The following is a 19,120-nucleotide window of genomic DNA, read 5'->3' as shown; positions in this document are numbered from 1 at the left end:
CAGATGTCTGCATTACGATCATATTATTATAAGCTTCCTCCCAGTCTCAGGCTTTTGGGAAGAAAGATCTATTATTTCCCAATAGACCTGTATGAAGGTCTTACCGGAAAGAGATCTAAGAATGAACCTAAAAAAGGTGACATCTATGTGGGCGGCAGCGACTTTATTCCTCACGGGATCCGTCAGGTAAATGCCCTTAAAAAATATATCGGCTTACAAAATACAGATCATGTCCTGGATGTAGGATGCGGAATCGGAAGAACCGCTGTAGCACTTAAAGGAATTATTGATCACGGAACGTATGACGGGTTTGATGCTGTAGAAAAAGGAATCAACTGGTGTAATAAAAATATCGGTGAGAAACATCCGAATTTTAAATTCAAGTTTACCCCGATTTATAATGACCTGTACAACACTTTCAGCCAAAAAGCAGAGAGTTTTACATTTCCTTATGATCAGGCACAATTTGACAAAGTATTCCTGTTCTCGGTTTTCACGCATATGCAGATTCCCGAGATTAAAAGATATCTGAATGAGATCAGCCGGGTTTTGAACAGCAGCGGACAGTGTTTAGCCACTTTCTTTCTGTATGATGACTCTAAAACGGAATTTGGCACCATGCCTTTTCCGCACCAATATGAAGGCTACAGGCTGATGGACGATAAAGTGACCGCAGCGAATATTGCGGTAAGTATTCCTCTACTGCATCAGATGGCTGCAGAAGCAGGTTTAAAAGTGACCACAGTAAAAGAAGGATTCTGGAGAACCAATGTAGATAAGGAAAGTGCTGATGAATTCCAGGATATTGTTGTATTCAATAAAATCTAAATAAAAGTAAAAAAAGTAAAAATGGCAGAAATTCTTGACGGACTTAAAGTATCCAAGGAAATAAAAGCAGAGATCAAGGTGGAAGTAGAAAAGATCCTTGAAAGCAAGAAAAGAGCACCACATTTGGTAGCGATTCTTGTAGGAAACAACGGAGCGAGCAAGGCGTATGTAAACAGTAAGGTAAAAGACTGTGAGGAAGTAGGATTCCGTTCTACACTTGTCAAATTCCCAAGCACAGTTTCTGAATCTGAACTATTGGAAAAAATTGATGAACTGAATAAATCTAAGGCAGTAGACGGCTTCATCGTACAGCTTCCTTTGCCAGATCAGATCGATCAGGAAAAGATCATTCTGGCTATTGATCCAAGAAAAGATGTAGATGGGTTCCATCCTGAGAATTTCGGAAAAATGGCTCTGGAAATGGACACTTTCCTTCCTGCTACTCCTTTCGGGATTCTGACCTTATTGGAAAGATATAATATTGAAACCAAAGGAAAAGATTGTGTCATCATCGGAAGAAGTAAAATCGTAGGAAGACCGATGAGCATCCTGATGGGAAGAAAAGATTTCCCCGGGAACTCTACCGTAACTTTGACCCACTCTTACACAAAAGACATCGAAGAATATACAAAAAAGGCCGATATCGTTATTACCGCTTTAGGTGATCCTCATTTCTTAAAAGGAGATATGATCAAAGATGGCGCAGTCATCGTGGATGTAGGAATCACAAGAGTAGATGATAACTCTCCAAAAGGATATTACCTGGCAGGTGACGTGGATTTTGACAGTTGTGCAGCGAAAGCAAGCTGGATTACACCAGTACCTGGAGGAGTAGGCCCGATGACGAGAGCCATGCTGATGAAGAACACCATCATCGCATACAAAACTTCGGTCTATAACGACTAATTTTAAAATGAACAAAGAAGAAGATATTTTATTAAAAGAAGGTAAAATGCTCCCCGTAATGGAGCATTTTTACACTTTACAGGGAGAAGGAGCCCACACCGGAAAAGCGTCTTATTTCATCAGATTGGGAGGCTGCGATGTTGGGTGTCACTGGTGTGACGTCAAAGAAAGCTGGGATCCGAACCTCCACCCATTGATGAATGCAGAGGAAATTGCCGAAACGGCAGCAAAACACTGTAAGACGATTGTTCTGACAGGTGGAGAACCCCTGATGTGGAATCTGGACATTTTAACCTCCAAATTAAAGGAACTGGGATGCACTATACATATTGAAACTTCAGGTGCTTATCCATTAAGTGGTCAGATCGACTGGATCACCCTTTCTCCCAAGAAAACAGGGCTTCCGAAAGAAGAGATCTACGAGAAGGCAAGTGAACTTAAAGTAATCATATTCAACCAACACGACTTCACCTTTGCGCAGGAGCAGGCAGCAAAAGTTTCTGAGAACTGTAAATTGTATATGCAAAGCGAATGGAGCAAGCGTGATGAGATGTATCCAAAGATTACCGATTTCATTTTGGCTCATCCCGAATGGCAGGCTTCGGTGCAGACGCATAAATATCTGAATATCCCGTAAAGCTTTAAATAAGGTTATTTTTTTATCTATAATGGATGTTTTTATGACATGAAGTATCCAAGTAGTAGGATGAAGGTTTATAATATTCACCGAATATAGAATATACGATAAAAATTATGTACCTTAGCTCTTCGTATCCGTTATAAACACCGATAGATGCAGAGAATTCGATACTCTAGATACCTGAAATCGATCATCATTTTGCTTGACCTTATGGTTATTGCATCTATCTTCATATTCTTTTTTATCAGCAGAAATGAAAGCTTGCGTTACCATGAAGAAACCTGGTATCAAAATGTTTTTTCCCTGATATTACTATTTATGTTCTGGATGCTGTTAAGTGGCAGAACAAAGATTTATAATATTCAGAGAAATCTTACGTATACTTTATTTTTAGAACGTCTTTTGATCCATTTCCTGTTTTTTATATTGGGAGTTCTCCTTATTGGAAAGGTAAGTAAAAATGTGTTTTTCAATTCAGATATTTACTGGCTTTCATTTTACCTATTTTTCTTTATTTTCCTGGCAAAATCAGTCATTTATTTTGCCATAAAATATTTCCGTTCTCTGGGGGTCAACTACAGAAATGTAATGTTTCTGGGAGAAACGGGCTCTACAGAGATTTTGAAGAATATTTTTAAGGAAAGAAAGGATTACGGTTATAAAACTTTTGATTATGAAAAGTCCGACATAAGCCCGAATGAACTCGTTAGTTTTTGGAAGAAAAACGGAATTCACACCCTGTTTTTGTCTACAGAAAATAATTTTAGCGACAGTATAGAGCAAGAAATTTTCAAACTGGCTGAAGACAACAAGGTGCACGTTTCATTAATTCCAAGCATCACACAAAGTGATTTTTTCCTGTATGATCTTGGATATATACAGACTCAGCCGATTCTAAGCCAGGCAAAATACCCGCTGGATTATTATTCCAACTTCTTGGTTAAAAGGGTTTTTGACATCGCTTTTTCAGTGATTATCTTAGTCCTACTCTGCTCATGGCTATTTCCAATCATTGCTGCTGTCATAAAAGCAACATCAAAAGGCCCCGTTTTTTTTGTTCAGAAAAGATATGGTTTCCATGAAGAGGTATTTTCATGCCTGAAGTTCAGAACCATGGTCGTCAATGAGGAGTCTTCGACAAAAACTACAGAAGAGAATGATTCAAGGATCACCAAAATCGGAAAGTTCCTCAGGAAAACAAGTCTTGATGAGCTTCCCCAGTTTATCAATGTTTTGAAAGGAGAAATGTCTATCGTAGGACCCCGTCCCCATATGCTGGCGGTTGACAATTATTATAAACCAAAGATAGGAAGATACAGCTTAAGAAGTATGGTCTCTCCTGGTATCACAGGCCTTGCTCAGGTAAGCGGACTGCGTGGAGACTACGGAGACGTGGAAGTAGAAATGAAAAAAAGGATTCTTGCAGACACTTTCTATGTAAGAAACTGGAGTTTTGTATTGGATCTGGTCATCATTTTAAAGACCGTTTTATTAGTGATCGGCGGTGATAAAAACGCAAAATAAATCAAACAAAAGGGTAAGATCAAGATTGAGGAATCATATTTGCTTCTAAGGTTAAATAAACCTCAGGCATTCCCCTGAGCCGTAACTTTAATTAAATAAAAAAAGTCTAATTTAGCAGCATGTTAAAAAAGTTTTTCACAGCAGTAGGAGAATACATTATCCTTCTAGGTAAATCCTTGCAGAAACCCCAGAAAATGAGGGTTTTCTGGAAGCTGTTCATGAGAGAAATCAATGATCTCGGCGTCAATTCTTTTGGGCTTGTGATCTTCACTTCTATATTTGTGGGAGCGGTAGTCGCTATCCAGATGTTCAATAATTTTGCTTCTTCTTCTTTTCCTATCCCGCCTTCGTTTGTAGGATATGCTACGAAGGCCGTTTTGGTTCTGGAGTTTTCTCCAACCATTATCAGCCTTATTCTGGCAGGGAAAGTAGGATCATATATTGCATCAAGTATAGGAACCATGAGAGTTTCTGAGCAGATCGACGCATTAGACATTATGGGGGTAAATTCTCCCAATTTCCTGATTTTGCCTAAAATTTTTGCCTGTGTTATTTTCAATCCTCTCCTTATTGCCATCAGTATTGTTTTTGGTATTGGCGGTGGACATCTTGCTGGGATGCTTACAGGAAACTGGACTGAAAACGACTATATAACAGGAATCCAGATGTATATGCCGAATTTATTTGTGTATTATGCATTTGTAAAAACTACCGTATTTGCCTTTATTATTGCTACTGTTCCTTCTTATTTCGGATATAATGTAAAAGGAGGATCGCTGGAAGTAGGTAGAGCCAGTACGCAGGCCGTAGTATGGACGATGGTATTTATTATCATTTCCGAATTAATTTTAACCCAATTAATATTAAGCTGATGATTGAGGTAAAAGATCTTAAGAAGAGTTTTGGTGATGTTGAAGTACTGAAGGGAATTTCGACTTCTTTTGATAAGGGAAAGGTAAACCTTATCATTGGACAGAGTGGCTCCGGAAAGACTGTTTTCCTGAAAAGCCTGCTGAATGTTTATCAGCCTTCATCAGGAGAAATCCTTTTCGACGGCACGGATATCAATACGATGACCAGAGACCAGAAGCAGCATCTTCGTTCGGAGATCGGAACCGTATTCCAGGGCAGTGCACTTTTTGACTCGCTTACGGTAGAAGAGAATATTATGTTTCCTCTGGATATGTTTACGAACCTTACCTTCAGAGAAAAAAAGAAAAGGGTTTTTGACGTAATAGGCAGAGTGCATCTTGATAAAGCAGGAAGAAAATTTCCGTCTGAGATTTCGGGAGGAATGCAGAAACGTGTGGCCATTGCCAGAGCTATAGTGAACAATCCAAAGTATCTGTTCTGTGACGAACCGAACTCCGGTCTTGACCCATACACATCGAATATCATTGATGATCTCCTTCTGGAAATCACCCAGGAATATAATACCACAACCATTATCAACACACACGATATGAACTCTGTGATGACGATAGGCCAGAAAATTGTATACCTGAGACTGGGAATCAAAGAATGGGAAGGAAACAAAGATGTTCTCATCACGGCAGGCAATAAAAATCTTATTGACTTCGTTTATTCTTCAGAACTGTTTAAAGAACTGAGAGAATATTTACTTGAAAATAATAAAACGATTGAAAATACAATCACTAAAATAGATGATAATGAAAAAGGTACTTAGTATAGCATTAATCGGGTTTTCAATGTTCGCTTCTGCGCAGATTTCACTGGCAGGAAAAGCTAACTTAATCTTCCCGACGGGTTCTCCGTCATGGACAAACATTAAAGGAACAGTGAACGAAGCCATTGAAGGAACAGGAAAAAATAATGCAGGTTTCAATGTTGGGCTTTCATTAAAAGTAGGACTTCCGGGTTCATTTTATGTAATGCCTGAATTATACTATACCCATTTCAAAAATGAGTTCACGACAGAGAATACCACTTTTGATGTAAAAAGCAACCGCCTGGACATGCCCGTTCTTCTTGGGCATAATGTTTTGGGAAATATGCTTGGGGTTTTTGTAGGACCTGTTGCCAGTTATAATCTGAGCAAGGACAATACCTACAACGATTTTAAGGAAAATGTTAAAAATAATTTCACTGTTGGATATCAGTTTGGCGCGCAGCTTGAAATTAAAAAATTAATTATCAATGCACGATATGAAGGTTCATTCAGCAAGGATGAAAGAAACTTCATCAATAAAGTTTCCGGTTCGGAAATCAGATATGACAACAGACCTAACCTATTTTTAGTAGGTGTAGGCTACAGATTTAAATAATTTGAAAATAGCAGCTATAAAGAAACCCTCAAATCTTAAATTTGAGGGTTTTGATTTTGTTGACGGAGTTCTGCTTCACGTTGGGCAATTTCTGCCGCCTGCTTTTCCAGTTCTTCTTTGTCTTTCTGTAATTGCTTGAATTCTTTTCTTTTTTCTTCAGCCTTGAGAGCACTTCCTTTGCTTACATACCCTACCATTCCGCCAATAATAAGACCTATTCCTACTCCGGCCATTACTCCCATCATGTGTGAGATGGTAATTCCGCCTACGGTAAAATCTGTGGTCAGATAAAAAAGCAATGCTGAAACGGCAAGCAGTATAAGTCCGGTAATTGATAAACTTTTCATAAATATTGTGTTTAGTGGTTTATTAGAAAAAAGCCTTATCTAATTTAATTACAGCTCAATAAGGCTTTATATATGATTAGAATTTTACATCATTATATTTTTCCTCCAGCCGCTTTATAGTATTCTAAAGCTTTTGGAAGATTTCTGTTGATATCTGAAATTCTGGTCTCAGGATTCGGGTGGGTAGAAAGGAATTCCGGCTGCCTTGCTCCTGATGATGCCCCTTCCATTCTATTCCAGAAAGGAATAGCCTCTCTAGGGTCATATCCTGCCATAGACATCAAATACAGTCCCATCTGATCTGCTTCCGACTCTTGGTTTCTTCCGTATTTCAATAATGCAACTTGTGATCCAATAGGATATACTTTTTCAAAAATACCGGCCCATTGTGAGTTGGAAATGGTTCCGCCTAAAATAGAACCGCCATACTGGGCTACCATTGCCTGAGAAATTCTCTCATTTCCATGGCCAGCCAAAGCATGTGAAACCTCATGTCCTAAGACCACCGCAAGACCATTATCATTTTTAGTCACTGGAAGAATTCCTGTATATACTGCAACTTTCCCGCCAGGCATACACCATGCATTCAATTCATTGCTTTGCAAAAGGTTAAATTCCCAACTGTAATTGGCAAGATCTGCTGATCTTCCTATGCTCTGATAATATCTTTCTGCTGCGCTTTTTATTCTGCTTCCTACACTCACTACTCTTTTGGCATCTGCAGTTCCGGAGATAATCTTAGATTTAGACAATGTTGTTTTATATTCCTGGGAAGACATTGTAAGTATTTCCGAGTTATTGGCAATCTGTAATGAAGACCTGCCCGTAATCGGATTTGTAGTACAAGCTACCGTTGACAGTGCAACTGCTCCTATTCCTAATAGATGTGTAAATTTCATATTTCGAGTGTTAATAATTCAACATTTACAATTTTTATTCCAAAATGGTTGAGAAGGGATATATTTGCATACATTTTGCTATTTAAATTTAACAATAATTACGGTTATGAAAAAGTATATTTCACTTATATTTATTTTTGGATTTCTTTTTTTCTTTCAGAGCTGCTCTTCACAGGGTTCATTAGATTCCAAAACAGTAGACGCACTGGTGAATTCTGAGGAATTTACATTTTACGCCCAGCGGGCAAATCCTATGAACTATGAAGTGATTAATGTGATGGGATCTATTCAAAATGCTCCTTCTGCAAGAATGCTACAGCTGGACGGAGAAAATTATACCATAGAGCTTAAGAAAAATAATTTGGAAGTCGTTCTTCCTTATTTTGGAAGATTATACAACGCCTCTTACAATACCGCGAATAACAGTTACCGTTTTACTTCAAAAGATTTCACAGTCACTAAATCGCAAAACAAAAAGGGAAACTGGACTGTAAAGATTAAACCTGCAGATGTTGGAAACGTTGATGAAATTAATGTAGAGGTTTTTAAAAACGGTAAAGCATTTGTTTCTATGAGAAGTAATGACAGACAACCGATCACCTATGATGGATATGTGTCAAAAAATGAAGAGACACAGAAACAAAAGGAGAAGCTTTAATCTTTAGATAAAAATTTTTCAACAAATATTTTTGCTTCAGTGCTGGGATTAGAAACCATTTCTGAAGCATTTTTTTTGTGCTGCAGATAGGCCTCTTCCACAGAATTGCTTCTTTTCATCATCGCCAGAATATATTCCTGAACCCAATATTCAAAGCGTTTTTCAGCTTGTTGGGTACGAACCTGATGAAAACGATCGTTTTTCTTTTTCATCTCTATGAATTCATAGATTTTTGTATAAACCTCATCCAGACCTTCATTATAAAGGGCAGAACCTAATAGTACAGGTATTTTCCAGCCTTTTTCTTTTGGAGGAATAAAGTCCAGCGCTCGTTTCAATTCCAGTCTTGTATTTTTTGCTTTCTGAAGGTTATCCTGATCTACTTTATTGATGAAAATAAGATCCACCATTTCCATAATTCCACGCTTAATACCCTGCAGTTCGTCTCCGCCACCAATGATCTTCAAAAACAGAAACACGTCAGTAATATCAGACACAAGGACTTCTGACTGACCTACCCCGACAGTTTCTATCAGAATATAGTCATATCCGGCTGCTTCGCAGATCATCATGGTTTCAAAAGTGGTATTGGCCACCCCACCAAGAAATCCGGAACTTGGGGAAGGTCGTATAAACGCATTTTCTTCTTTGGCAAGCTCTTCCATTCTTGTTTTATCGCCTAAAATACTTCCTTTGTTGATGGAAGAACTCGGATCAATAGCCAGAACCGCTACTTTCTTTCCATTAGCAATAACCAGTCTTCCGAAATTTTCTATGAATGTAGATTTCCCGGCGCCCGGAACTCCGGTAATTCCTACTCTGACAGAATTTCCAGTAAAAGGCATGATTTGTTTCAGAAGTTCTTCAGCCTGTGCCCTGTGCTCGGCTTTTTTGCTTTCCACTAATGTAATAGCTTTTGCGATCAGACGTTTATTTCCTGACCGTATTCCTTCGATGAGTTCTTCTGTAGAAAATTTCATTAATTCAAAAGTATAAAAATAACCTTCAAACTTCCATACAAACAGCCATTAATTTTATTTCTTCTAAATTAAAACTAGAGCATATTTCATCAACGGGGGGATGGAAATTCCTACATTTGTTAGGAATCAAAAATCAAGAAACATGAAAAAAATATCCGCTGCTGCACTATTAATCTGTATTTTATTAGCCTCTTGTACCCCAAAGGCTTCTACAGCCGCACCTATGGGACAAGCTGTTTCTACTGCAGAACAAATAGCACAGGGAAAAACAATCTTTGAAAACGCTTGTGGAAGATGCCATAAACTACCGGATCCCACATCACATACATCGGTACAATGGGTAGGAATTATGAATTCAATGGCTCCCAAAGCGAAATTGACGGACGAGCAGCATCAGTGGGTTTACGATTATATTGTTTCCGTGAAAAAATAACCAACCAAATCAAAATACGGGTATGAAAAAAACAATCTTAAGTATGGTGGCAAGTGCTTTATTGATGGTATCATGCGGACCTAAAAGCACTGCTGTAACAGGCCCAAAGTATACTGCGTCTGAACAGCTGGTTCAGGGTAAAACTATTTTTGAAAATTCATGCTCCAGATGCCACAAGCTTCCTGATCCTGCCAGGCATGATGATCAGGGATGGATCAAAACATTAAGCAGAATGGCTCCTAAAGCTAAATTAAGCGACGAGCAACACCAGATGGTTTATGATTATCTGATTTCTGTGAATAAGAAGTAAGGTTGATAAATAAAGGTTTGAAAATTAAGAGGTATTAGCATTTAATACGTTTAATAATTGACAACTGTCTATCATCTATTTTAAAATTATTCCCAATCCGGGGTTTCCGGATTGGATTATTTTTCCATTTTCTACATAATTTCCTAGTGCCGGATCATTGGAAATAAGGTTAGCTCCATCCAGATCTGCAAAATCTACAAGTCCTGCGAGTACACAGCCTGCAGAAATACCAACGGTGGATTCTGTCATACAACCGATCATGATCTTATATCCTAAGTCTTTCGCTTTGCGGATCATTTCTAACGCAGGAGTAAGGCCTCCGCATTTCGTCAGCTTAATGTTGACACTTTTATAATATGGTAACAGCTCTTCAAGAGAACTGAGATTTTGACAGTCTTCGTCTGCCATCCAGTTGGCGGAACTTTCTTTATCCAATATTTTATAATTTCCCACCGGCCTCGGCTGTTCGATATAAGAAAATTGAGTGATCATTTCAGATTCCTGCAGCCAGAGGCAATCCTGATCTGTAAAACTGGCATTGGAATCTAATACGATATTTCTATTTAATCTTAGTAATTTTTCAATATTGTTTTTATTCAGTCCTTTACATTTTACCTTGAATTTATTCCAGCTGCTGTTTTCTATTTTTGTGATTTGCTCTTCGATATCTGCTATCGAAATGGTAATGGAACTTTCGACTAAACTTCCAGAAGGAATGTGATTTAATTCTATAAAGCTTTTATTTTCCAGTTTTCCAAAAAGGTCCCAATAGGCACAATCCAAGGCAGACTTTAAAAATGGGTGCAGATTTAATCCTGAAAGAAAAAGAAAAAATTCTGTTGGATGAATAATGGTCTTCTTTTCAACTAACCCTTTTATTTCCTTTAACCTGATCACAAAATCCTTTAAATTGATCTTATAATAATCGATGGCCACACATTCACCATATCCTTTGCAGTTTAAATAAGATAACTCAACAAGCAATGCTTCCCTTCTGTTGTAATTTCCATAAGCGATAGAGAAGGTTTCCTTCAGCTGAAGGGTTTTAAGTTCAAAATGCAGTTCCATTTATTAAAGCTACAAAAAAAGGACCTTAAAAAGATCCTTTTATATTGTATCATGTTAGGTAAGCCTACCCATTTGCTAACAATAGGGTATTTATTTTTTCACCTTCCTCTTTGTTTTGGCCATTTTGCTTTTGACAAATTTCTCCCGGCTCTTCAAAAAATCAATCATATTTTGGTTATAACTGTATTTTTTTGCTTCTTTCAATGGCTCCAGTGCTTTTTTATATTCCAATCTGATCTCCAATAGCAGCGATTTCTGGATCAATATCCTTGCTTTGTCTATACCTTTGATTTTTAAAGCGTAGTTGATGAGTTTTTCGGCTTCATCCAGATCTTCATTATCCAACAGGCATTTGATATAATGTTGTGGTGTATTCAGATTACTTATATTACACTGCATCGCTTCTTCGAAATAGGTTTTCGCCTTTTCGTAATCGGTCAGCATTTCACTGTAAATTCTTCCCATAAGGCAAAGGCTGTCCGCATCTTCAGGGTCATAGGAAAGGGCATAATTCAATGCTTCCAGACAATCCGGAAGGCTATATGGATAATTATCCAGTGCTTCAAAATAATATTTGCTTTTAGTTAAGGTCATTTTTTTCGTTTTTTAATTCTTTTTTCAGATCATTCCTTTGTTTTTTGAATGATTTATCCTGATGGTTCTTTTTAAAATCTGTTCCGGAGAATGTACGCACCGGGTTTCCTCTCTGTACCTGCAAATGATTGTTCCAGGTATCCTGCATCCTTTTTTCCAGCTGTTTGATATAAATCCCGGCCACTTTTTCTTTCAGTCGCATAATGGCGAGTTTTTTATTTTCCAATTGAGAACGGGAATCCTGTGCAAATACCCATTCTCCGGTAGGTACATGAACGGCCCGAACCGCAGTATTTACTTTGTTCACATTTTGTCCGCCGCTTCCCTGGCTTCTTGTGGTCTGGAATTGAATATCTTTTTCCTTTAAATCGATTTTCTCCAATCCTTCCAGCTCAAAAACACCAATAAACCAGTTGCTTCTTTTGTGAAGTTTTCTGAAAGTACTTTTCCCGGTCCAGCATATACTTCCTAACCATGTTTTTAAGAATGTATTCAGTTCTTTTGCTTTTAAAAGTAGGGTTACGGATTTAAGGGTCAGGTTTTCATCGCCATTTTCACGATGAATGATTTCGTAGTCTATCTTATTATTTTTGATTTCCTCAAGAAAAACCTTCAGTACTTTAGCGGTCACCCACTGGCATTCTAAAGGTCCTCTTCCTGAGGTTATTTGTATGAGTTTTTCCATTTTTGTAAAATTTTTAAGACTGCTTCTCTATTTTTTGCTTCTTTGATAAAGGCAGGCAGTCTTTCTACCATAGGCATCCTGTACGGCAATGTTCTTAATTCTGACGATACATAAGCCTCCATTTCTAAAAGATGCTCTCTGTTTTTTGCCCAAAATAAATTTCCTTTGCAGTCATCCTGAAAATAAAGGGGACAGCCAAAAACATCATCCTGCTTCAGTCCATTTGTTTTCTTAGAATAATTGCTGACATACCTTTCATATCTTGGTTTAAGATCCAACTTGGTATCACATTCGCCACACTCCACTGAAATATTCTCAAGCTTTTCTTTTACACATCTTTCAACGCGGATAGAATGTGCACAGATAGGACAATGAAGCTTAGCAACTGCTTTATAAAGCACCATATCATATCCTGTTTTTCTCAAATTACAGTGCCTGCATTCCAAAGCAGCTTCTTTATAATTGTTTTCATTTTTAACAACTGCATCCTTTCCACAGTCCGGGCAAACCACCAGACAATCAGCATAGTAATAAGAATATAGTTGTTGGTATCTCTTTTCCATTTTAATGTGTGTTAGGGATTTCACTTAATTTTGGATGCCCGATGGGGTCTATTCCTTTCTGTAGTAAATCTTTAGCTGCCATCACCGCCCAGCATTTATCACTGGAATGGATATTTCTGTAAAAAGTCAGCAAAATATCCGGCTTAACAACAGTAAAACCTTCTATATCAATCGTATCCAGATCATTTTTTTTAAAGAAATCTATGGTAATTCTATGAGATTTCCCGTTTTCGAGTTCTACCGTTTTCTCATATCTCCTGAAATTTTCTTCACTCTGAAGATGATCATACCGGGTCCATACTTTCTGAAACTCTTCGTGTTGAAGGATCATGACTGTTTCTGCTGCATTTTCTTTTTTTACGAAAACATCAATATCCTTATGGTCGTGTGCATGTTTGTATTCCGTATGCCCTTTTTCCGACATAAAATGCCATGCCCAGCCACCAGATATGATGACTTTATCCTTTAATTTATTTAAAATTTCAAGTCCGTGGCGGATTCTAAATTCCGGCCAGACTTCTCCATATCTTTTTATGTTATGAGGTGCTCCCATTTTTTTTAATTTCTGTTTTTTTGATGCTATTCCCGGTTATCAGTTAAAATTTTCAACTGACAACCAGAAACCGGCATCTAAAATTTATTTGTCCATTCTCACAATTCTGGGCTGAAATGTTCCGAGGATGTCTACCAATTCGCTTTGTGCATTCATTACTTCATGAATGTCTTTATAAGCCATTGGTGCTTCTTCCGTATTACCGCCCATTAAGGTGACTTTCTTTAGCTTAAGCTCTTTTTTGATATCATTCTGAGTAAAAAGGCTTCTGCATTCTCCTCTCGAATGAGCTCTTCCTGCTCCATGTGATGCTGAATTCAAAGCATCAGGATTGCCTTTTCCACGGACGATAAAACCTTTTGCCGTCATGGATCCGGGAATCATTCCCAATTCATTTTCATGGGCCGGTGTTGCGCCTTTTCTGTGGACGATCACTTCTTTTCCGTTGTGAATTTCTTTCCATGCGAAATTGTGGTGATTTTCAATCCTTGCCTTCACTCTTCCACCCACTGCTTTTACAAGTCTTCTGTGGATGTCATCATGGCAGGCAGAAGCATAATCTCCGGCGAGATTCATTGCAGTCCAGTATTCAATGCCGAGATGGGTATTCAGATCCAGCCAGGCAAATTGCTGGGCTTCTTTTGGCAGGGGACACTGATCGGCAGCTACTCTTGAGTAGTATTGTGCAATCTCAGCTCCCAAGCCTCTTGATCCGCTGTGTGACAGAATGCCCAGGTATTTTCCTTTCGGCAGCCCGATCTGATCTTCTTCTTCCGTGATCTCCACTTCTCCGAATTCTACAAAGTGATTTCCTCCCCCGGAAGATCCCATCTGCTTAATGGCTTTTCCTTTTAGTCTCCTCAAAACCGGGATCATATCGAAGGTATCTCTCTCAAAGATTTCATGATCGATATGAGATTTATGGGTTTCGTACATCCCGAATTTGGTATGTTCGGCAAGAGCTTTTTCATATTTATCTCTTGCTCCGTCGAGATATGAAACCGGTATATCCAAAATACTGAGGCTCATTCTGCAGCCGATATCCATTCCTACTCCGTAGGGGATTACTGCATTTTCTACCGCCAGAACACCGCCAATTGGCAGTCCGTAACCGCTGTGTGCATCGGGCATTAAAGCGCCCTGCGTTGAAATGGGCAGTTTTAAAGCGGTATACAGCTGATTTTTTGCTTCTTCAGAGATATTGTTTCCAAAGATCTGGAAGGAAGCACGCTGGGTGTTGAGCATTCTTTTTTCTGTCTTTCTGGATGAAAGCAGTGATTCTGCGATCTGCCCGAAGGTCAGGTCTTTTTCAAAGTTCTCCGGATTGAGGAGGATGTCTTTTAAGATAGATTTTACGTGATGAATATTCTTCGTTGCAAAATTTCTTTTCATGACCTCCAAAGCCACATTGACGCTTTGATTATTTGGATAGCCGAGTTTTAATATATCTTTTCCTTTTAGTTTTAAATTTCCCATTGTTTTTGTTTTAAATCATTTTGGACCTATAAGTCCTCAAAATAGTCTGCAATCTCTTTTGCAGACAGGATGCAGCTTGCATATTTCCTGCTTTTGATAAGTTCAGTTTCATATTCCTTTTTCCAGGCATTTGATTTACCGTTAATAGTTTTCTGAATAATTCCCGCCACTTTATACTGGCTGATATATAATTCTATCTCAGCATATTCTTTTTCAAGTTCTGCATCTACAGGTTTGTAGTGTGTAATCATATTGGGTCTTATCCGTAGGGTAAATCTCCAGGGTTCTATGAATTCGTAGTAGGTTTCATTCCTTTTTCTGAATGGATTGTATTCTTCATTTTTAAGAAAATACTGCCTTTCTCTTGGGGTAAGCCCAAATTTGGGGTCTGTCCATGCATAGAAGGAAATGCGGTTCAGCTTCTGTGCTTTTTCCACATAGATCCTGCGCCCGAACTTTTTTCTCTTTTTGAGAAACAGCCGGCTTTCGGAATACATATAGGTGTTGATCTTCTTCAGAATTCCTTCAAATAAATCTTCATCTTCAGATCTTTTCACCTCATCATTCACAACGAAGAATCTTACAAATCCTCTCTGATAGGGATTTTCCAGTGGAATCCAACGGATATTCCTTCTGAGGTGCCAAAGCTCCTTACTACGTTTATACTTTTTTCTTATCTGTTTTTCTACATCTTTTATAGCTGTTCTTTTTCTGCTTCTTATGCTTCTAAGGCGGTGAAACAGAAGGTTATTATTTTCCATAAAAAAGAATTTAGAAGTGAGATATTAGAAGTTAGATTCTGACAAATCACAACAATTCCGTATTCAACTAAAATTTCAGTTGACTGATTTTACAATAGTGAACAGTATGAAGTTGGATCGTAAAAGATCTTTTCATTTTGTTCTTAATGACACTAAAAAATTTCGGGGAAACTGGAGTTTAATATTGCGCAATAAAAAACCCGAAATCTTTACGACTTCGGGTTTTGATATTTCGTTGTACTATTATTCTAAGAGTATACCAAACCACGAAGCCTTACCACCATAAGGGGTACTCCAGCTGAAGAATTTTGATTCGTTTTGAACATTGCTTCGTTGTTTTTTAATGGGTTAAACTTGATTTTCAGATGCAAATATATTAATTTTTTTGAATATCAAAATATTTTTTTTATTTCATGTGGATCAGACTGAGAAATATACCATCGATTACTCTGGTCATTCTTACCAGATCCAGTGTCTCCAGAGTATCTGTAGTCTGATGGTAATTTTTATTTCTGAAAAATGATGTATCTGTTATCATCAGGGCGGAGTAGCCAAATTTCCAATAATTAAGGTGGTCTGAAAAATCGGTTCCTTTTACAAATTTCGGGGCGGTAAAGGTTTCGGTTTTTATCTGATTGGCTTCTTTAAATTGAGTGCTGAAATTATTTACAAAATTTCCGGCTCCGAACTTTTTGACCAAGGTTATGAAGTCTCCTTTGTTGCCATAAACCCAAGATAAAATCCCTAATGGATAGCTTTGTGAATCTTTTTCATCCTTGAAATATCCTATCATTTCTACACTTGCCATCCCATATACATCGATGTTGTGATCTTTTAAATATTGAGCATGAATGTGGCTCCCCATATTTTCGGTCCTGAAATAGGGAGGTTCTTCCAGGGTGTAGGCTACAAGATCGATCCGGTAGTTCAGTTTTTGATCTTTGAGCATTCTTGCCAGCTCTAAAAGAGCAGTCACTCCGGTAGCATTATCGTCGGCACCCTGCTGGTCTCCGCAAACGTCATAATGAGCCCCGATAATAATTCTCCTTTTGTTTTCTGTCCCGAAAGAAGTGATTACATTTTTATAGGTTTTACCATCGGCATTGTATTCCTGAAAGATGGTACTATCACCATATTTACTGAAATTCTTCTTGATATAGTCTGCCACAGCATTCAGCTGATCTGTATTTTTATGGTTTCTGAATTGCGGAGTTTGGGTAAGGACTGTGAGGTGGCTTTTAACCAGATTAATATCAGCAGGCAACGGAGATTGTTGCACCGGCTGGTTTTTACAATCTATCGCCAAACAAAACACAGCGATAAAAAATAGGCCTGCGAAAATAATGATCTTATTTGCCGCAGGCCTGGTTATATTTTTAAAATTCATCTCACGGTATGGGGTTTATTGTTGGAAATCCTGAAATTAGTCTTTTTCCGTCAATCCTCACCGTGAGTAAAGTTTAATTTTCTAAGAATCTCTGTAAAATTTCCACTGCACATTTTGGAAGGTTGGTTCCCGGACCGAAAATAAAGTCGGCACCGTTCGCATACAGGAATTCATAATCCTGTTGTGGAATAACGCCTCCCACTACGATGGTTACATCATCTGCTCCTAATTTCTTCAGTTCTTCCACAACCTGTGGAACCAGGGTTTTATGCCCGGCAGCAAGAGAAGATACTCCAAGGATATGAATATCATTTTCTACAGCTTGTTTAGCTACTTCTTCCGGTGTTTGAAACAAGGGTGCCACGTCGACGTCAAATCCCATATCTGCAAAGGCGGTTGCGACTACTTTGGCGCCTCTGTCGTGTCCGTCCTGACCCATTTTAGCGACCATAATTCTTGGGCGACGGCCTTCTTGTTCTTCAAATTTCTGAGTCAGTTGAAGGGCTTTTTCAAAATATTCATTTTTTCCGGCATTCATAGCATATACTCCAGATATTGTTCTGATATTGGCTTTATATCTTCCGAAAGTTTCTTCCATCGCATCGCTCATTTCACCAAGCGTCACTCTTCTTTTCGCAGCTTCTATACAAAGAGCCAGAAGGTTTCCTTTTCCTGTTTTGGCACTTTCACGGATCTCATCCAGAATCTGGATAACGGCTTCGGGATTTCTTTCTGCTTTTATTTTTTCAAGTCTTTCGATCTGTTTTCTGCGGACTTCAGTATTGTCGATATCCAGGATTTCTATTCCATCTTGCTTCAGGGATGTCCTAAATGAGTTCACTCCAATAATGAATTCTTCACCACTGTCTATTTTAGCCTGCTTTTTGGCGGCAGCTTCTTCAATCCTCATTTTGGGAATTCCTGCTTCAATTGCTTTGGTCATTCCACCTTCCTGCTCTACCTCATCGATATATTTCATTGCTTCTTCAATCATCTGCTGGGTGAGACTTTCCACTAGATTACTTCCGCCCATAGGATCTACAACGTCGCATATTCCGCTTTCCTGCTGAAGGATAATCTGAGTATTTCTCGCAATTTTTGCTGAATAATCTGTTGGAAGGGCAATTGCTTCATCCAGAGCATTGGTATGTAAAGACTGAGTTCCGCCTAACGCTGAAGAAAGCGCTTCAATAGCTGTTCTTGTAATATTATTAAACGGCTCCTGCTCTGTAAGCGACCATCCTGAAGTTTGAGAGTGAGTTCTTAAGGCTAAAGATTTTGCGTTCTGTGGATTGAACTGTTTTAAAAGAGTAGCCCAAATGTATCTTGCAGCCCTCATTTTTGCAATTTCCATGAAGTGATTCATGCCAATCGCCCAGAAAAATGAAAGTCTCGGGGCAAAATCATCTACATTCATCCCTGCTTTGATTCCTGTTCTTACATATTCCAGACCGTCTGCCAGCGTATAAGCCATTTCCAGTACCGGAGTGGCACCTGCTTCCTGCATGTGGTATCCTGAAATGGAAATAGAGTTGAATTTCGGAATGTTCTGCGCAGTATATTCAAAGATATCTGCGATAATTTTCATAGAAGGGGCCGGTGGATAGATGTAGGTATTCCTTACCATGAACTCTTTCAAAATATCATTCTGAATCGTTCCTGAAAGAAGTTCCTGACTTACCCCCTGCTCTTCAGCTGCCACAATATAGAAAGACAAAATAGGAAGTACGGCACCATTCATCGTCATCGATACTGAGATCTGATCCAGAGGAATTTCATTGAAGAGGATTTTCATATCTTCAACAGAGTCGATGGCAACGCCGGCTTTTCCTACGTCACCCTCTACTCTTGGGTGATCGGAATCATATCCTCTGTGGGTAGCCAGGTCAAAGGCTACGGATAGTCCTTTTTGTCCAGCTGCAAGGTTTCTTCTGTAAAAGGCATTGGATTCTTCTGCTGTAGAGAAGCCTGCGTATTGTCTTACAGTCCATGGTTTTTGTACGTACATGGTGGAATACGGGCCTCTGAGATAGGGAGCAATTCCTGGAGAAGTCTGTGTTAAAGATTCATTTTTAATATCTTTTTGAGTGTAAGATGATTTTAACTCTAATCCGTCTTTTTCAAAGTTATAGATTTCTCTTTCCTGAGGCTCTATAGTAAAATCCGGATTTTTCACAGAAATTGTCTTTCGCATTCCAATAATTTTTGTCTCCGTAAAGTTAA

At 38.5% G+C, this 19,120-nt stretch carries 22 protein-coding genes; 10 read left to right on the top strand and 12 right to left on the bottom strand.

Features of this window, described 5'->3' with window-relative positions; genetic code table 11:
- Positions 1-3: 3 nt before the first annotated feature.
- The 7 genes from BUC06_RS01935 to BUC06_RS01905 all read left to right on the top strand — a co-directional run bounded on the left by BUC06_RS01935 (position 4) and on the right by BUC06_RS01905 (position 6,183).
- Positions 4-828 (top strand): class I SAM-dependent methyltransferase, encoded by an 825-nt coding sequence (locus BUC06_RS01935; RefSeq protein ID WP_073328955.1) that lies wholly within the window; start codon positions 4-6, stop codon positions 826-828.
- A gap of 21 nt (positions 829-849) precedes the next feature.
- Positions 850-1,734: a bifunctional 5,10-methylenetetrahydrofolate dehydrogenase/5,10-methenyltetrahydrofolate cyclohydrolase gene (locus BUC06_RS01930; RefSeq protein WP_073328952.1), complete on the top strand. Its 885-nt coding sequence runs from the start codon at positions 850-852 to the stop codon at positions 1,732-1,734.
- Positions 1,735-1,741: 7 nt separating this feature from the next.
- Positions 1,742-2,371: a 7-carboxy-7-deazaguanine synthase QueE gene (locus BUC06_RS01925; RefSeq protein ID WP_073328950.1), complete on the top strand. Its 630-nt coding sequence runs from the start codon at positions 1,742-1,744 to the stop codon at positions 2,369-2,371.
- Positions 2,372-2,527: 156 nt separating this feature from the next.
- Positions 2,528-3,898 (top strand): exopolysaccharide biosynthesis polyprenyl glycosylphosphotransferase, encoded by a 1,371-nt coding sequence (locus tag BUC06_RS01920; RefSeq protein ID WP_073328947.1) that lies wholly within the window; start codon positions 2,528-2,530, stop codon positions 3,896-3,898.
- A 119-nt stretch (positions 3,899-4,017) separates the two neighbouring features.
- Positions 4,018-4,770, top strand: coding sequence for an MlaE family ABC transporter permease (locus tag BUC06_RS01915; RefSeq protein ID WP_073328944.1), 753 nt, complete (start codon positions 4,018-4,020; stop codon positions 4,768-4,770).
- Positions 4,770-5,585, top strand: coding sequence for an ABC transporter ATP-binding protein (locus BUC06_RS01910; protein ID WP_073328942.1), 816 nt, complete (start codon positions 4,770-4,772; stop codon positions 5,583-5,585). The genes BUC06_RS01915 and BUC06_RS01910 overlap by 1 nt, the downstream gene beginning before the upstream one ends.
- A complete protein-coding gene (locus tag BUC06_RS01905) occupies positions 5,569-6,183 on the top strand; it encodes an outer membrane beta-barrel protein (protein ID WP_073328939.1) in 615 nt (204 codons plus the stop codon). Before BUC06_RS01910 ends, BUC06_RS01905 begins: the two co-directional genes overlap by 17 nt.
- Before the next feature lie 35 nt (positions 6,184-6,218).
- Here BUC06_RS01905 and BUC06_RS01900 read toward each other — a convergent pair whose 3' ends face one another.
- Complete coding sequence (locus BUC06_RS01900) at positions 6,219-6,530, bottom strand: hypothetical protein (protein WP_073328937.1); 312 nt, start codon at positions 6,528-6,530, stop codon at positions 6,219-6,221.
- A 92-nt stretch (positions 6,531-6,622) separates the two neighbouring features.
- A complete protein-coding gene (locus BUC06_RS01895; protein ID WP_073328934.1) occupies positions 6,623-7,429 on the bottom strand; it encodes a M48 family metallopeptidase in 807 nt (268 codons plus the stop codon).
- 106 nt (positions 7,430-7,535) lie between these two features.
- Between BUC06_RS01895 and BUC06_RS01890 the strand changes: the two genes are divergently transcribed.
- On the top strand, positions 7,536-8,087 hold the full coding sequence (locus BUC06_RS01890; protein WP_073328932.1) for a DUF4251 domain-containing protein: 552 nt from the start codon (positions 7,536-7,538) through the stop codon (positions 8,085-8,087).
- Here BUC06_RS01890 and meaB read toward each other — a convergent pair.
- On the bottom strand, positions 8,084-9,067 hold the full coding sequence (meaB, locus tag BUC06_RS01885) for a methylmalonyl Co-A mutase-associated GTPase MeaB (RefSeq protein ID WP_073328929.1): 984 nt from the start codon (positions 9,065-9,067) through the stop codon (positions 8,084-8,086). The two genes, BUC06_RS01890 and meaB, sit on opposite strands and share 4 nt — an antisense overlap.
- Positions 9,068-9,209: 142 nt before the next feature.
- On the opposite strand from meaB, the gene BUC06_RS01880 reads away from it, so the two are divergent.
- Entirely contained in the window at positions 9,210-9,500 is a 291-nt protein-coding gene (locus tag BUC06_RS01880) for a c-type cytochrome (protein ID WP_073328927.1), read from the top strand.
- Positions 9,501-9,522: 22 nt separating this feature from the next.
- Positions 9,523-9,810 carry a cytochrome C gene (locus BUC06_RS01875; RefSeq protein WP_073328924.1) on the top strand — a complete coding sequence of 96 codons (288 nt, stop codon included), beginning with the start codon at positions 9,523-9,525 and terminating at the stop codon, positions 9,808-9,810.
- Positions 9,811-9,885: 75 nt separating this feature from the next.
- On the opposite strand, the gene BUC06_RS01870 is transcribed toward BUC06_RS01875, so the two are convergent.
- The 9 genes from BUC06_RS01870 to scpA all read right to left on the bottom strand — a co-directional run bounded on the left by BUC06_RS01870 (position 9,886) and on the right by scpA (position 19,091).
- The gene (locus BUC06_RS01870; RefSeq protein ID WP_073328921.1) at positions 9,886-10,878 is read right to left on the bottom strand and encodes an enolase C-terminal domain-like protein; all 993 of its coding nucleotides are present in this window, start codon (positions 10,876-10,878) and stop codon (positions 9,886-9,888) included.
- Positions 10,879-10,968: 90 nt separating this feature from the next.
- Positions 10,969-11,472, bottom strand: coding sequence for a tetratricopeptide repeat protein (locus BUC06_RS01865; protein WP_073328919.1), 504 nt, complete (start codon positions 11,470-11,472; stop codon positions 10,969-10,971).
- Positions 11,459-12,157: a peptide chain release factor H gene (gene prfH, locus BUC06_RS01860; protein ID WP_073328916.1), complete on the bottom strand. Its 699-nt coding sequence runs from the start codon at positions 12,155-12,157 to the stop codon at positions 11,459-11,461. Before prfH ends, BUC06_RS01865 begins: the two co-directional genes overlap by 14 nt.
- Positions 12,136-12,720, bottom strand: a complete 585-nt coding sequence (locus BUC06_RS01855) for a hypothetical protein (protein ID WP_073328914.1) — start codon at positions 12,718-12,720, stop codon at positions 12,136-12,138. Before BUC06_RS01855 ends, prfH begins: the two co-directional genes overlap by 22 nt.
- Before the next feature lies 1 nt (position 12,721).
- Positions 12,722-13,273, bottom strand: a complete 552-nt coding sequence (locus tag BUC06_RS01850; protein ID WP_073328912.1) for a hypothetical protein — start codon at positions 13,271-13,273, stop codon at positions 12,722-12,724.
- An 84-nt stretch (positions 13,274-13,357) separates the two neighbouring features.
- The gene (locus BUC06_RS01845; protein WP_073328910.1) at positions 13,358-14,749 is read right to left on the bottom strand and encodes an RtcB family protein; all 1,392 of its coding nucleotides are present in this window, start codon (positions 14,747-14,749) and stop codon (positions 13,358-13,360) included.
- A 26-nt stretch (positions 14,750-14,775) separates the two neighbouring features.
- On the bottom strand, positions 14,776-15,510 hold the full coding sequence (locus BUC06_RS01840) for a hypothetical protein (protein ID WP_073328908.1): 735 nt from the start codon (positions 15,508-15,510) through the stop codon (positions 14,776-14,778).
- Between the two features lie 406 nt (positions 15,511-15,916).
- Positions 15,917-16,897, bottom strand: a complete 981-nt coding sequence (locus BUC06_RS01835; protein WP_073328906.1) for a M28 family peptidase — start codon at positions 16,895-16,897, stop codon at positions 15,917-15,919.
- Between the two features lie 73 nt (positions 16,898-16,970).
- Complete coding sequence (gene scpA / locus BUC06_RS01830; protein ID WP_073328903.1) at positions 16,971-19,091, bottom strand: methylmalonyl-CoA mutase; 2,121 nt, start codon at positions 19,089-19,091, stop codon at positions 16,971-16,973.
- Positions 19,092-19,120 lie beyond the last annotated feature (29 nt).

Origin of the sequence: Chryseobacterium carnipullorum (genome assembly GCF_900142785.1) — a bacterium.
GTDB classification, from domain to species: domain Bacteria; phylum Bacteroidota; class Bacteroidia; order Flavobacteriales; family Weeksellaceae; genus Chryseobacterium; species Chryseobacterium carnipullorum.
Note: the sequence above shows the minus strand (reverse complement) of the source record. Positions and strands in the feature narration are given on the sequence as shown.